The organism is Mesorhizobium sp. 43Arga (assembly GCF_053714255.1).
In genome coordinates this window covers 41,474-55,289 of record NZ_JBSKBO010000007.1, presented here as the reverse complement: position 1 = coordinate 55,289, position 13,816 = coordinate 41,474, and the positions used below count along the sequence as shown (strand labels likewise).

Genomic DNA, 13,816 nt, shown 5'->3' with positions numbered 1-13,816 from the left:
CCGATAGAGGCAATACATAGATGGACATGCTGACGGCAAGGAGGACGTCTCTGTCAATTCGGAGGCGGGCGCGGCATAGGCGACCGAAACGGGCGAACAGGAATTGTCGAGGAGGAACGGGTGGCAAAAGCATCAAAGGCGCCGGTGAAAGCGTCGGCAAAGGCAGGCTCGAAACCAGCCGCCGCCGACGGTCCAGGTAAAGCTGGCGTCAAGACCTCGACCGCCGGCAGAGGCGCAAAGCCTGCCAAGACGGCACCGGTGGCAAAGGCGACCACAGCCAAGGCCGTCGGGAAGCCGGCGGCGAAACCCGCCCCGGCGAAGACCTCAGCGACGAAGACTCCCGCAAAGGCTTCTCCCGCAAAGACCGGGACAACGAAGGCCGCATCGCCAGCAAAGGCAGCGCCGTCATCGAAACCGGCGACAACTGCCACCAAGCGGCTGCCGAAGGCGCTCACGGAACTTGCCGCCGGCCTGCCCGAAAAGCCGTGGCTCAAGAGCTATCCGAAAAATGTCCAGGCCGAGATCGGGGCATTGCCCTACAGTTCGATCGGCGATTTCCTGGTCGCCGCCTGCAAGCAGTTTTCCGCCCAGCCGGCCTTCACCTGCATGGACAAATCCATCAGCTACGCCGATGTCGAGCAGCTGTCGGCGGCCTTCGGTGCCTATCTGCAATCGAAGGGGCTGCAAAAGGGTGCGCGCGTCGCCGTGATGATGCCCAACGTTCTGCAGTATCCGGTGGCGATGATGGGCATCCTGCGCGCCGGCTATGTCGTGGTGAACATCAATCCGCTGTACACGCCGCGCGAGCTGGAGCACCAGCTCAAGGATTCCGGCGCACAAGCCATCGTCATCCTGGAGAACTTCGCCAACACCTTGCAGGCGGTGATCGCCAGGACCGCGGTCAAGCATGTCGTGGTGGCGGCCATGGGCGACATGCTCGGCGGCCTCAAGGGCACGATCGTCAACTTCGTCGTGCGCCGCGTGAAGAAGATGGTGCCGGCATGGTCGCTGCCCGGGCATGTCAAGTTCAACGCGGCGATGAAGGCCGGCGCCGGCCTTGGCTTCAAGCCGGCCAAGGTTGCAGCCGACGATGTCGCCTTCCTGCAATATACCGGCGGCACCACGGGCGTGTCGAAGGGCGCCACGCTGCTGCACAGCAATGTGCTGTCCAACGTCGTGCAGAACGCGCAGTGGATGGAAGACGCCTATACGATCAAGCCGAAACCGGCGCACCCGAACTTCATCTGCGCGCTGCCGCTCTACCATATCTTCGCGCTGACGGTGAACGCGCTGATGGGCATGCAGCAAGGCGCCCGCAACGTGCTCATTCCCAATCCGCGCGATATTCCGGGCTTCGTCAAGGAACTGCAGAAGTATCCGGTCCACATCTTTCCCGGCCTCAACACGCTGTTCAACGCGCTGCTCAACAATGAGGACTTCCGCAAACTCGACTTCAAGCCGCTGGTGCTGACGCTTGGCGGCGGCATGGCGGTGCAGAAGGGCGTCGCCGAACGCTGGAAGGCGTTGACCGGTTGCCCTGTCACTGAAGGCTACGGCCTCTCGGAAACCTCGCCGGTGGCCACCGCCAACAAGTTCAGTTCCGGCGACTTCACCGGCACGATCGGCCTGCCGCTGCCCTCGACGGAAATCGCCATCCGCGACGACGACGGCAACAATTTGCCGCTCGGCGAGGTCGGCGAAATCTGCATCAGGGGACCGCAGGTGATGGCGGGTTACTGGAACCGGCCTGAGGAGACCGCCAAGGTGATGACCAAGGACGGCTACTTCAAGTCCGGCGACATGGGCTTCATGGACGAGCGCGGCTACACCAAGATCGTCGACCGCAAGAAGGACATGATTCTGGTCTCGGGCTTCAACGTCTATCCAAACGAACTCGAGGAGGTCGTGGCGATGCATCCAGGCGTGCTCGAAGTCGCGGCGATCGGCGTGCCGGATGAGCATTCGGGCGAAGTACCGAAGCTGTTCATCGTCAAGAAGGATCCAGCCCTGACCGTGGAAGCCATCACCGCTTTTTGCCGCGAGAACCTGACCGGATACAAGCGGCCTAAATACATCGAGTTCAGGACCGAATTGCCGAAGACGCCGGTCGGCAAGATCCTGCGGCGGGCATTGCGCGCCTGATGCATGTCGCCCAAAAGTGACCTCGGTTTTGGGAGAACGGCATGCATCAAAACAAAGAGCTGAGGCGCAGCGCGCTTTAGTCGGGGAAGATTCCGTCGGCGGCGAGGCGCCGGGTAATGATTTGCCCAGCCGCCACCCGCGCCTCGATCCAGCGGATTTCATCAAGGTGAACATGCGCCTTGTGCCGGTGCCGGCGCTTCCAGAAATCCGGTTCTACACCGCCCACCCCGGCAGCGGGTTGAGACGCCTCGTCGACCCTGAAGACGATATTGATGCGGACGACGATGCGCCGGACCCGCAGCCGCCCTATTGGGCCTATGCCTGGGCAGGTGGTGCGGCGCTGGCACGCCACATCCTCAACCATCCGAAGACGGTGGCGGGCCGCCGCGTGCTGGACCTCGGGGCAGGTTCAGGCATTGTCGGCATCGCTGCCGCCAAGGCCGGCGCAAGCGAGGTGACCGCCGCCGAAATCGACCGCAACGGCGTCGCCGCGATCGGTCTCAACGCGGAGGCCAACCGGGTCAAGATCACTATTGTCGATCGGGATGTCGCCATGGGCCCGCCGCCGGCCGTCGACCTCGTGCTTGCAGGCGACGTGTTCTACGGCCGTGAGGTCGCCCTACGGGTTATCCCGTTCCTCGACCGCTGCCTGGCAGCCGGCATCGATGTATTGGTCGGCGATCCCCGTCGCCATGACCTGCCGCTGTCCCGACTGCGCCTGCTCGCCGAATATCTGGTGCCGGATTTCGGCGACGCAAAAGGCGCCGCGCTGAAGCCGAGCGGCGTCTTTCGTTTCGGGGCCGAGACCGCACCCGAGCTGGCGGGAGCGATCAAACCGTCTCCTTGACCCGGGCCGACAGGAAGTCCGGCAGGTCGGCAACGGAATCGAGAACGACATCGGCAATGCCGGCCAGCGATTCGCGCGTGCCGGTGCCGGAGAGCACGCCCACCGCCAGGCCGCAGCCGCCGGCACGCGCCATTTCGAGATCGTGGCGGTTGTCGCCGACCATGGCGATCTCAGCCGGCTTCAGGCCGGTGAGGTCGCAAAAGGCCTGGATGGTGTCGGGCGCTGGTTTGGGATTGGCCACCGCGTCATAACCATACGCAGCATCGAACAGCTGGGCTACGCCCAGCGTGACCAAGGTCTTTTCCGCGCCGCTGGTGGAATCATTGGTGGCGACGCCAAGCCGGTAGGATCTTTTGTGCAGTGTTGCCAGCGTATCGACGATGCCTGGCAGCGCCACCGCCATCGCCGAGCCCTGCACCGAAGTGATTTCGTTGAAGCGGGCGACGGCCAGCATCTGGTCTTCGTCGGACAGACGCGGGAACCACAGCTCGACGACATCCATATTGGTGCCCGAGGCAAAGATCGAATCGGGCTTGAAGCGGCGGCTGGCGAAATCGAAGCCAGCGGCCGCAAGCAGCCTATCGGCCTTCCAGCGGTCGCCGTCGGAGGCGTCCATGGCCATGAAGTCGGCGACGCCGAGCCAGGTCGCGTTGAAGTCGACAAGTGTCCCGTCCTTGTCGAACAATATCCCCTTGATGTCTGCCAAATCAGTCACTCCGAACCACGCAATTGGTGGATGCGTTCCACAAGGCCTCTGGTCGAGGCGTCCCGGTTTGCGGCGCTTTCCTTGCCTTCCACGACAGGCAGCAGGCCGGTCGCCAGTTCCTTGCCGAGTTCGACGCCCCACTGGTCGAAGGAATTGATGTTGAACAGCGTGCCCTCGACGAAGACGCGGTGTTCATAGAGCGCGATCAGCCGCCCGAAAGTGCGCGGGTCGAGCTTGCGATAGAGGATGGTCACCGAAGGCCGGTTGCCGGAGAAGACACGATGCGGCGCAATCTTGTCGACATCGGCCGGCTTCATGCCCTTGGCCAGCATCTGCGCGCGCGCCTCGTCCAGCGTGCGGCCCTTCATCAGCGCTTCCGACTGCGCCAGGCAATTGGCGAGCAGCAAATCATGCTGGTGCTTGAGCTCCGGCTCATGGCCGACGGCCGCGGCAAGGAACTCGACCGGGATGAAGTCGGTGCCCTGGTGCAAGAGCTGGAAGAAGGCGTGCTGGCCATTGGTGCCCGGCTCGCCCCAGACCAGCGGCCCGGTCGGCGTCGGCACCGGCGTGCCGTCGAGGGTGACGCCCTTGCCATTCGATTCCATGTCGAGCTGCTGCAGATAGGCCGGCAGCCGGGACAGGCGCTGGTCATAGGGGATGACCGCGCGGGCCGGATAGCCGCAGATCACGCGATGCCACCAGCCGACCAGCCCGAGAAGCGCAGGCAGATTCCCGGCGAGCGGCGCGGTGCGGAAATGCTCGTCCATCTCGTGCGCGCCATCGAGGAAGGCGCGAAAATTCCTCGGACCAACGGCGATCATGACGGGCAGGCCGATCGCGCCCCAGACCGAATAGCGGCCGCCGACCCAGTCCCAGAAACCAAAGACGCGGTCCTGCTCGATGCCGAACTTGGCCACCAGGTCGAGCGCGGTCGAGACGGCAGCGAAATGCTTGCCGACCGCCTGCTTGCCGAGCGCCTTCTGAACCCAGTCGCGCGCCGTCTGCGCATTGGTCATCGTCTCGACCGTGGTGAAGGTCTTGGAGGCTACGATGAACAGCGTGGTTTCGGCGGACAGGCCCTTCAGCGTGTCATGAATATGGGCGCCGTCGATGTTGGAGACGTAGTGCGCGCGCGGCCCGTCATGATAAGGCGCCAGCGCCAGCGTCGCCATGGCCGGGCCGAGGTCGGAGCCGCCAATGCCGATGTTGACGATGTCGGTGATCTTCTTGCCGGTGGCACCTAGCGCCTTGCCGGAGCGGATGGCATCGGCGAAGGCGCCCATCGCGTCGAGCACGGAAAGGACGTCGGCCTTGACGTCCTGGCCATCCACCGTGACGCCCTTGCCGCTGAGATTGCGCAGCGCCGTGTGCAGCACGGCGCGGTCTTCGGTGATGTTGATCTTCTTGCCGGCGAACATGGCGGCGCGGCGGCCCTCGAGATCGGCAGCAGCGGCGAGCTTTTCCAGCAGGTCCATGGTGGTTGCGTCGACGGCGCATTTCGACCAGTCGACCAAAAGGTCGCCGTCGGTGGCGGAGAATGTCTGGAAACGCTGTGGATCGGCGGCGAAGGCCTGGCGCATGCTGGCAGGTGCCGCCGAGCGATGATCGCGCAAGGCGGCAAGCTGTTTCTGGAAGGCTGATTTATCCACTGGCGGGGAGCTCCTGGCGTTTTTCGACGTATTTTATCAGACCGGATGTTTCCGGCGCGTGTCGTCGCGACAAACCTATTGAGCCGAATTCCGTGCGGTCAATACGCGGCGATGCCGCATCGCATCACGATGCGATGACACAATGTGTCACTGCGGGCGGCCACGGAGCCCGATTTTGGCTGAAGGATCACTGGCATAAATCCCAACGATCAGAAAAATTGATTGGCGCAACCCCTTGTGCCACCCATACACTCGACTGGTCCAGCCAAACGAAAATTGCTGGCCATCCGAGGAAGATTTCCCATGCCACAGCGCAACGACACGGCCATATGGTCCGGCCTGTTCCGGATTTCGGCCGAATCCGGCCAAACCCTGCAGGCGCAGATCCGCCAGGCCATCGTGGCCGCCATTCTCGACCGTCAGATCGCCGCTTCGATGCCGCTTCCCTCCTGCCGCATCCTGGCCGAGAAGCTGGGCGTCGCACGCGGGACGGTGGTTCTGGCCTTCCAGCAGCTCGTCGACCAGGGCTTCCTGGTGGCGCGCGAGCGGCGCGGCCATTTCGTCAATCCCGACGTGCTGGCAACTCCCGCCAAGCCGCACCAGAAGGCGCCCGACCAGGCCAACGAGATCGACTGGAAGGCGCGCCGGCAGATCGCCGCCAGCGACATGCCGCCGCCGGCCAAGCACGAGAACTGGATCAAGTCGTCCTACCCCTTCGTCTACGGCCAGTTCGATCCTGCGTTGTTCCCGACCGCCGAATGGCGCGAGTGCAACCGCATGGCGCTGGCCGTGCTCGAAATCCGCAACTGGGCGTCCGACATGGTCGATCGCGACGATCCGCTGCTGATCGAGCAGATCCAGGCGCGGCTCTTGCCCAGGCGCGGCATCTTCGCCAATCCCGACGAGATCATCGTCACGCTTGGCGCCCAGAACGCGCTCTACATGCTGGCGTCGCTGCTGATGACCAAGGGCTCGAAGGTGGCGATGGAAGACCCGGGCTACCCCGACGCACGCTCGATCTTCCGGCTTGCGGGCGCCGACATCCAGCCGGTGCCGGTCGACCAGTCCGGCATCGTAACCTCTTCTATCCCCAATGATTCCGGCTTCGTCTTCGTCACGCCCAGCCATCATTGCCCGACCATGGTGCCGTTGTCGGCCGAGCGGCGGCAGGATCTCCTGGCGCGTGCCAACCGGCACAACCAGATCATCATCGAGGACGGCTATGACAGCCAGCTTCTCGACGAGGCGCCGCAGCAGGCACTGAAGAGCCTCGATCGTTCCGGTCGCGTCGTCTATGTCGGCTCGATGTCGAAGACGCTGGCTCCCGGCCTGCGGCTTGGCTACATCGTCGCCTCGGCTGGACTAATCTCGGAGCTGAGGGCACTGCGCCGCTTCATGCTGCGCCATCCGCCGGCCAACAACCAGCGCGCCGTGGCGCTCTTCCTGTCGCTCGGCCATCACGAGGCATTGGTGCGGCGTCTTTCGAGCGCCTTCGACGAGCGGCGCAAGCGGCTGGTCCATGCGATTTCCGCTTTCCTGCCGGAATGGCGCTCGACCGACTCCGCCGGCGGCACGTCGCTCTGGCTGGAAGGACCGCGCGGCACCGATTCCCGCGGTTTAGCTGAGGCCGCGGCCTCGCGCAGCGTGATCATCGAACCGGGGGACCGCTTCTTCGACCGCACCGAAAAGCCTTCGCGTTTCATGCGGTTGGGCATTTCCTCGATCGCGCTGCAGCATATCGAGCCCGGGATCCGGGAACTGGCCACCGCTGCCGGACGCAGGCCTGCCGCCGCCTGATCCACTTACCTGATCCTTTGACCGGAGCCGCACAATCGCGGCTCCATTTCCTTTAGCGCTGGCATATGCAACCACACCGGCTGGCCCATGGTCTGTGCCAATGCCGGCGGCATAGTCGTGGCACAAAGGGGAAGAAGCAGCCGATGGTGGACCAACCGCCGCCCTGTTTCCGAGAAAAGGTGGAGTGCTTCCATGTCAGTGGTTCTTGAAAAGCAGGAAGCGGCGGCGGATCAGCGCTCGCGCCGCTCCGGTGGACGCGAAGCGCGCCGCGCGATGCGGGCAGCGCCGCTCGCCGACGACATCAGGCCGGTGCGCGCAGGCCTCGAGGGCGGCAGCTACGGACCGTTGCGCGGCAACGACCAGGAGCGCATCCACGAGGCGGTGCTGACGCTGCTGGAGACGGTCGGTTTCGCCAATGCCATCCCCTCCTGCATCGAGGCACTGACCAAGGCCGGCGCCACTTATGGCGATGACGGCCGCATCCGTTTCCCGCGCGCGCTGGTGCTCGAGACCATCAAGAAGGCAGCACGCAATTTCACCTTGCACGGCCAGGACCCGAAACACGATATGGTGATCCAGGGCAAGCGCGTGCACTACGGCACGGCCGGCGCCGCCGTTCATCTTGTCGATGTCGAGAAGCGCGAATATCGCGAATCGCTGCTGCAGGACATCTATGACGCCGCCCGCATCGTCGACGGGCTCGACAACATCCATTTCTTCCAGCGGCCGATGGTGCCGCGCGACATTCCCGATCCGCTCGAAATGGACTTCAACACGCTCTATGCCTGCGTGATGGGCACGTCCAAGCATGTCGGCACCTCGTTCACGGTGCGCGAGAACGTGCAGCCGGCACTGGAAATGCTCTATGCCATTGCCGGCGGCGAGGAAAATTTCCGCGCCCGGCCATTCGTGTCGAACTCCAACTGCTTCGTCGTGCCGCCGATGAAATTCGCCGAGGATGCCTGCGGCGTGCTCGAGGCCTGTGTCGAGGGCGGCATCCCGATCCTGCTTTTGTCGGCCGGCCAGGCCGGCGCGACCGCTCCGGCGGCGATTGCCGGCGCCGTGGTGCAGGCCGTGGCCGAAGTGCTGGCCGGCCTGGTCTATGTCAACGCCATCAAGCCGGGACATCCGGCCATCTTCGGCACCTGGCCGTTCGTGTCGGACCTGCGGACCGGCGCCATGTCGGGCGGGTCGGCCGAACAGGCGGTACTGACCGCGGCCTGCGCGCAGATGGCGCAATTCTACGATCTGCCGGGCGGCTCGGCCGCCGGCATGACGGATTCGAAACTGCCCGACATCCAGTCCGGCTACGAAAAGGGCATCACCGACGTGATGGCCGGCCTTGCGGGCTTGAACCTCGTGTATGAATCGGCCGGCATGCATGCCTCGCTGCTCGGCTTCTGCCTGGAAAGCCTGATCATCGACAATGACATGCTCGGCCATTGCCTGCGCTGCGTGCGCGGCATCGAGGTGACAGACGAAGCGCTGTCGATCGACACCATCGCCGAAGTCTGCCTGAATGGGCCTGGTCACTATCTCGGCAACGAGCAGACGCTGCGGCTGATGCAGACGGAGTATTTCTACCCGGCCGTCGGCGACCGGTTTTCGCCGAAGGAATGGAACGAGAAGGGCCGGCCCGACATATTGCAGCGCGCCATCATCGAGAAGAAGCGCATCCTTGCCGAACGCTTCCCGCGCCATGTGCCGAAGTTGCTCGACGACAAACTGCGTGCCCGCTTCGGCGACATGATCAAGCTGCCGCGCGCCAATATGGGCGGCTGAGCCTCTCGTCTGATCAGTCAGTCGGCGCCCAGCGCAAAACGCTCGACGACATCGGCATTGATCAGCTTGGCATGCAGTGCCATCAGCACGATCTGCGCGTCGAAACTGTCGCCGGCTTCCACAGCGGCCTCGATGCGGCGTTCGACGTCCTGCCGCTGCTGCAGGCCTTGCGAGCTCTCAAAGGTTTCCGGACCGGCAATGCAATAGCTGAACAGCCGCGCCACATCCGGATAGGCCTGTGGCGGCGGCTCGTCGGGCCAGCGATCCTTCATCAGATTGACGATTGTGAGTTTCACGCCCTCCGGCACGAGGGCGGGATGCAGGTCGGCGCCGCGCAAGGCGGCGTCGAGCTGCCTCAGATCGCCCGAGCGGCCGAACATGCCGAGAAAGCCGAGGGAAGAGCGTCGTTGCGCCATGATGTTCCAATCCGTTTCCGACCACTTAGGTGGTCGGCAAGCGGAATACAAAGGCAGGCGGAGATCTAGCCACCCACCGCCTGCAGCAACACGCCAGCAAGAGCCGATCCGGCGAGCGTCGGCAGCATGCCGATCTTCAGCTTCAGGATGGCGATCATCGCGGCCAAGGAAAGCAGCGCCGCGCGCCAGTCGATCGACGAAAGCACCGGCACATTCATGCCGAGGCTCACCGCGTGCACCTCACGGAAAACGACGTGCAAGGCAAACCACAAAGCGAGATTCAGGATGACGCCGACAACAGCGGCGGTGATCGCGCCGAGCGCAGCCGACAAGGCCCTGTTGCCGCGCAGGGCCTCGATATAGGGCGCGCCAAGGAATATCCAGAAGAAGCACGGCGTGAAGGTCACCCACAGGGTCAGCAGCGCTCCGAGCGATCCGCCAAGCAACGGGTTCAGCGACCCGGAGTGACGAAAAGCGGCGATGAAGCCGACAAACTGCAGCACCAGGATGAGCGGGCCTGGCGTCGTTTCGGCAAGCCCAAGCCCATCGACCATTTCACCGGGAGCCAGCCAGCCGAAGGACTGGACGGCCGCCTGCGCGACGTAGGCCAGCACCGCATAGGCGCCACCGAAAGTGACGACCGCCATCAGACTGAAGAACCGGCCAATCTCGGTCCACACACTGGCAGAGCCGGTGAACCACCAGATCAGGAGAACCGGTCCGAGCCAGATCGGCAGCCAGATCGCGACAGTGCGCGGCGCATGCCATCTGGTCGGTGTGACATGGGTCAGTTCGCCGCGCTCGAACATCAGGTCGACGGCGCCCTTGATATCGGGACCACCATCCTTGCCGTGCGCCGATCCGGAGAAGAGACCCGGTGCGAGTCGGTCTCCCAGCCATCCTGTCAGGCCGGCGAGCAGGATGATGAGCGGGAACGGCACATTCAACGCGTAGATGGCGATGAAGGCCGCAACCGCGATCGACACCATGGCCGGGTTTTTCAGGGCGCGCCGTCCGATCCGGATCACCGCCTCGATGACGATGGCAAGCACCGCCGCCTTCACTCCGAGGAAAAGCGCCTCGACGAGCGGAATGTCGCCATAGAGCACGTAGAGGCTGCTCAAGATCAGCATGACAAGCGCGCCGGGCACAACGAACAGGATGCCGGCGACAAGGCCGCCGATCGTCCTGTGCAACAGCCAGCCGATGTAAATGGCGAGTTGCTGGGCTTCCGGGCCAGGCAACAGCATGCAGTAGTTCAACGCATGCAGGAAACGCTGTTCCCCGATCCAGCGCCGTTCCTCGACCAGTTCCCTGTGCATCAGGGCGATCTGCCCGGCCGGGCCACCGAAGCTGAGCAGTCCGATCTTCGCCCAGACCTTGACGGCCTCGGCAAAGGTCGGGACAGCCGGCGCCTCGACGTTCCCCGACCGATGTGCAGGCGCAACAGCGCTCATGACGGTTTACCCGCGCTGGGCCAGTTGTGCGTTTCCTCGGTGGCGTCGCGGCACCAGCGGAAGAACGCATCGTAGAGCAGCATGCCTGCTTCCAGTTGTTCCAGATCGTCGCGAAACATCCGCGACAGGCCAAGCGAGACGGCCAGAAAACCGGCGGCCTGGGGCACCAGATCGAGCCTTGCGGTGTCGGCCGCGCGCACGATCGCGGCAAGGCGGTCGAGTGCGGCGGATTCCAGCCCGAATTCCTCGATCATCGTATCGAAGGTGCAGTGTTCACCGCGATGGCTCCAGAACACATTGTCGATGTCGAAAGGCACGGCCCGAAAGCGATCGGCGACAGCAGGCACTTCGGCTGCCTCGACAAACAGGAAGACCGCATGAGGATCGACGAAACGCCGGATCAGCCAGGGGCAGGCGATGCGGTCGACCTTCGGGCGCGCCCGCGTCACCCACACAGTGCGGCCCTTTTCGTCGCGCGGTGGCAATTTGTCGGTGCTGATCAAGAGCCCGTCTGCCTCGCGCCAGGCTTCGAAGCCGCCTTCAAGAGATTCGGCGGGAACCCCCTCATGGCGCAGCCATGCGGCGACGCCTTGCGAGAGTTTTTGACCCCTCTGACAGACGACCGAGACTTGTGTGCCGGCGAAATCGGGCGCCCAGGTCGAAACGGTTTTGAAATCGCGCCGGATCGAGGCCGGCAGCAGGCGCGGATCGGCGTCGAAATCCTCATCGATGCGAACATCGATGATTATTGGGGCTCCCGGCAGGCCGACCAGACGGGACAGTTGCGATACGGTGATAGCGGTTGTTGACGGCATGGCGTCCACCTCCTGATAGAGAAGCTTGGACGCGAACGTTGGGCTGACGCCTCACGGGGTCGTCGCGATGCACCCCTTGCCCACAATGGTGGATTTGTTCGGAGCGCTTGTCAAGGATCGTGACCAGTCTCGACCCTTGGGCGGGATGCGCCGCGCCAAAACGAAAGACGGCTGGCGGCCCGATTGCACGGGCCGCCAGCCGCCGATCCAACATCAGTGATTTTTGCCGGGAATAATCGATGACTATCCCTTGGAATAATCAATGATTGTCCCTTGGCACGCCCCTGGTGTGGGCGACATCCTGGTATTTCACCGCCGGCTTCAGCACCATGCCCTGGTCGAACTGGTCGACCATGCCGCGCTGGATTTCCTGCCACGGCGTCTGGTGCTGCGGATAGTGGTAGCCGCCATTGCCCTGCAGCGCCGCGCGCCGCTTGGCGATCTCTTCGTCGCTGACCAGGATGTTGGCGGTGCCCTTGTTCAGGTCGATGCGGACGCGATCGCCTGTCTTGAGCAGTGCCAGTCCGCCGCCAATGGCAGCTTCCGGCGAGGCGTTGAGGATCGACGGCGAGCCGGACGTACCCGACTGACGGCCGTCACCGATGCAGGCCAGCGCATGGATGCCCTTCTTGATGAGGTAGGCCGGCGGCTGCATGTTGACGACCTCGGCGCCACCGGGATAGCCGACCGGGCCGGCGCCGCGCATGAACAGGATCGTGTGTTCGTCGATGCCTTGCGCCGGATCGTCGATGCGGGCGTGGTAATCCTCCGGCCCGTCGAAGACCATGGCGTTGCCTTCGAAAGCTTCCGGGTCCTTCGGGTTGGAGAGATAGCGCTCGCGGAATTCCGGCGAGATGCCGCTGGTCTTCATGATCGCCGATTCGAACAGATTGCCGCTGAGGTTGATGAAGCCGGCATTGACCTTCAGCGGCTTGTCGACGCTGCGGATCACGTCGGCGTTTTCGACGACCGCCGCCTTGCAATTGTCGCCGATCGACTTGCCATTGGCGGTCAGGGCATCGGGATGCGGCAACAGCCCGCCCTTGATCAGCTCGGCCACCACGGCCGGGACGCCGCCGGCATGATGGTAATCCTCGCCGAGATACTCGCCCGTCGGCTGCAGATTGACGATGAGCGGCACCTTGAGGCCGATCTCCTGCCAGTCGTCATTGTCGAGCGGCACGCCGAGATGGCGGGCAATGGCGTTGAGATGGATCGGCGCGTTGGTCGAGCCGCCGATCGCCGAATTGACGACGATGGCGTTCTCGAAGGCCTTGCGCGTCATGATGTCGGACGGCTTCAAATCCTCATGCACCATGTCGACAATGCGTTTGCCGGTCTCGTAGGCGATCTGCCCGCGCTCGCGGTAAGGGGCCGGGATGGCGGCCGAGCCCGGCAGCTGCATGCCGAGCGCCTCGGCCAGCGAATTCATCGTGGTGGCGGTGCCCATCGTGTTGCAGTAGCCGGTGGAGGGCGCCGAGGAGGCGACGATATCCATGAACTCATCATAGTCGATCTCGCCAGCCGACAGGCGCTGGCGCGATTCCCAGACGATGGTGCCAGAGCCGGTGCGCTTGCCCTTGTGCCAGCCGTTGAGCATCGGGCCGACCGACAGCGCGATGGCCGGGATGTTGACGGTGGCCGCCGCCATGAGCAGCGCCGGCGTCGTCTTGTCGCAACCGATGGTCAGCACGACGCCGTCAAGCGGGTAGCCGTAGAGCACCTCGACAAGGCCGAGATAGGCAAGGTTGCGGTCAAGGGCCGCGGTCGGGCGCTTGCCGGTCTCCTGGATCGGATGGCAGGGGAATTCGAAGGGAATGCCGCCCATCGAGACGATGCCCTCGCGCACGCGCTTGGCGAGCTCGATATGGTGGCGGTTGCATGGCGACAGATCCGAGCCGGTCTGTGCGATGCCGATCAACGGCTTGCCCGACATCAGCTCGGCACGCGTCAGCCCGTAATTCAGGTAACGCTCGAGGTAGAGCGCCGTCATGCCGGGGTTGTCGGGATTGTCGAACCACTCCTGCGAGCGGAATTTTTTCTTCTTGGTGGGGGCGCCGGCCATCACGGTCTCCGTATTTGTATGACAAATCGATATGACAACGCGTCAATGCAAGCAAGGGGCACGCGCGTTCCCAACCCGCACTTTGGTGCGATAGACACAACAGCGCCCCTGCGCTAGGGCTTCGAACCATTGTTTCCGGG

10 protein-coding genes are annotated in these 13,816 nt (G+C 64.0%); 4 read left to right on the top strand and 6 right to left on the bottom strand.

What is annotated here, in order from left to right; all coding sequences use genetic code 11:
- The first annotated feature begins 120 nt into the window (after nt 1-120).
- Together ACWGS8_RS23195 and ACWGS8_RS23190 are read left to right on the top strand one after the other, a co-directional pair.
- Nucleotides 121-2,142, top strand: coding sequence for a long-chain-fatty-acid--CoA ligase (locus ACWGS8_RS23195; RefSeq protein WP_454583096.1), 2,022 nt, complete (start codon nt 121-123; stop codon nt 2,140-2,142).
- 16 nt (nt 2,143-2,158) lie between these two features.
- Nucleotides 2,159-2,989 carry a class I SAM-dependent methyltransferase gene (locus ACWGS8_RS23190; protein WP_454583095.1) on the top strand — a complete coding sequence of 277 codons (831 nt, stop codon included), beginning with the start codon at nt 2,159-2,161 and terminating at the stop codon, nt 2,987-2,989.
- Here ACWGS8_RS23190 and ACWGS8_RS23185 read toward each other — a convergent pair.
- Both ACWGS8_RS23185 and pgi read right to left on the bottom strand, forming a co-directional pair.
- Nucleotides 2,973-3,695, bottom strand: a complete 723-nt coding sequence (locus tag ACWGS8_RS23185; protein ID WP_454583094.1) for an HAD family hydrolase — start codon at nt 3,693-3,695, stop codon at nt 2,973-2,975. The genes ACWGS8_RS23190 and ACWGS8_RS23185 overlap by 17 nt on opposite strands.
- Nucleotides 3,696-3,700: 5 nt before the next feature.
- Nucleotides 3,701-5,344, bottom strand: coding sequence for a glucose-6-phosphate isomerase (gene pgi, locus ACWGS8_RS23180; protein WP_454583093.1), 1,644 nt, complete (start codon nt 5,342-5,344; stop codon nt 3,701-3,703).
- Between the two features lie 303 nt (nt 5,345-5,647).
- Here pgi and pdxR point away from each other — a divergent pair, with 303 nt between their 5' ends.
- Both pdxR and ACWGS8_RS23170 read left to right on the top strand, forming a co-directional pair.
- Nucleotides 5,648-7,141, top strand: coding sequence for a MocR-like pyridoxine biosynthesis transcription factor PdxR (pdxR, locus tag ACWGS8_RS23175; protein WP_010913204.1), 1,494 nt, complete (start codon nt 5,648-5,650; stop codon nt 7,139-7,141).
- Between the two features lie 192 nt (nt 7,142-7,333).
- Entirely contained in the window at nt 7,334-8,923 is a 1,590-nt protein-coding gene (locus ACWGS8_RS23170) for a trimethylamine methyltransferase family protein (RefSeq protein ID WP_454583092.1), read from the top strand.
- A 17-nt stretch (nt 8,924-8,940) separates the two neighbouring features.
- Here the strand turns inward: ACWGS8_RS23170 and ACWGS8_RS23165 are convergent, their stop codons facing one another.
- The 4 genes from ACWGS8_RS23165 to ACWGS8_RS23150 all read right to left on the bottom strand — a co-directional run bounded on the left by ACWGS8_RS23165 (nt 8,941) and on the right by ACWGS8_RS23150 (nt 13,676).
- Nucleotides 8,941-9,339, bottom strand: coding sequence for a hypothetical protein (locus ACWGS8_RS23165; protein WP_454583091.1), 399 nt, complete (start codon nt 9,337-9,339; stop codon nt 8,941-8,943).
- A gap of 65 nt (nt 9,340-9,404) precedes the next feature.
- Entirely contained in the window at nt 9,405-10,796 is a 1,392-nt protein-coding gene (chrA, locus tag ACWGS8_RS23160) for a chromate efflux transporter (protein WP_454583090.1), read from the bottom strand.
- Nucleotides 10,793-11,611, bottom strand: a complete 819-nt coding sequence (locus ACWGS8_RS23155; protein ID WP_454583089.1) for a chromate resistance protein ChrB domain-containing protein — start codon at nt 11,609-11,611, stop codon at nt 10,793-10,795. The genes chrA and ACWGS8_RS23155 overlap by 4 nt, the downstream gene beginning before the upstream one ends.
- Nucleotides 11,612-11,870: 259 nt before the next feature.
- Nucleotides 11,871-13,676: an IlvD/Edd family dehydratase gene (locus ACWGS8_RS23150; RefSeq protein ID WP_454583088.1), complete on the bottom strand. Its 1,806-nt coding sequence runs from the start codon at nt 13,674-13,676 to the stop codon at nt 11,871-11,873.
- Nucleotides 13,677-13,816: the final 140 nt, after the last annotated feature.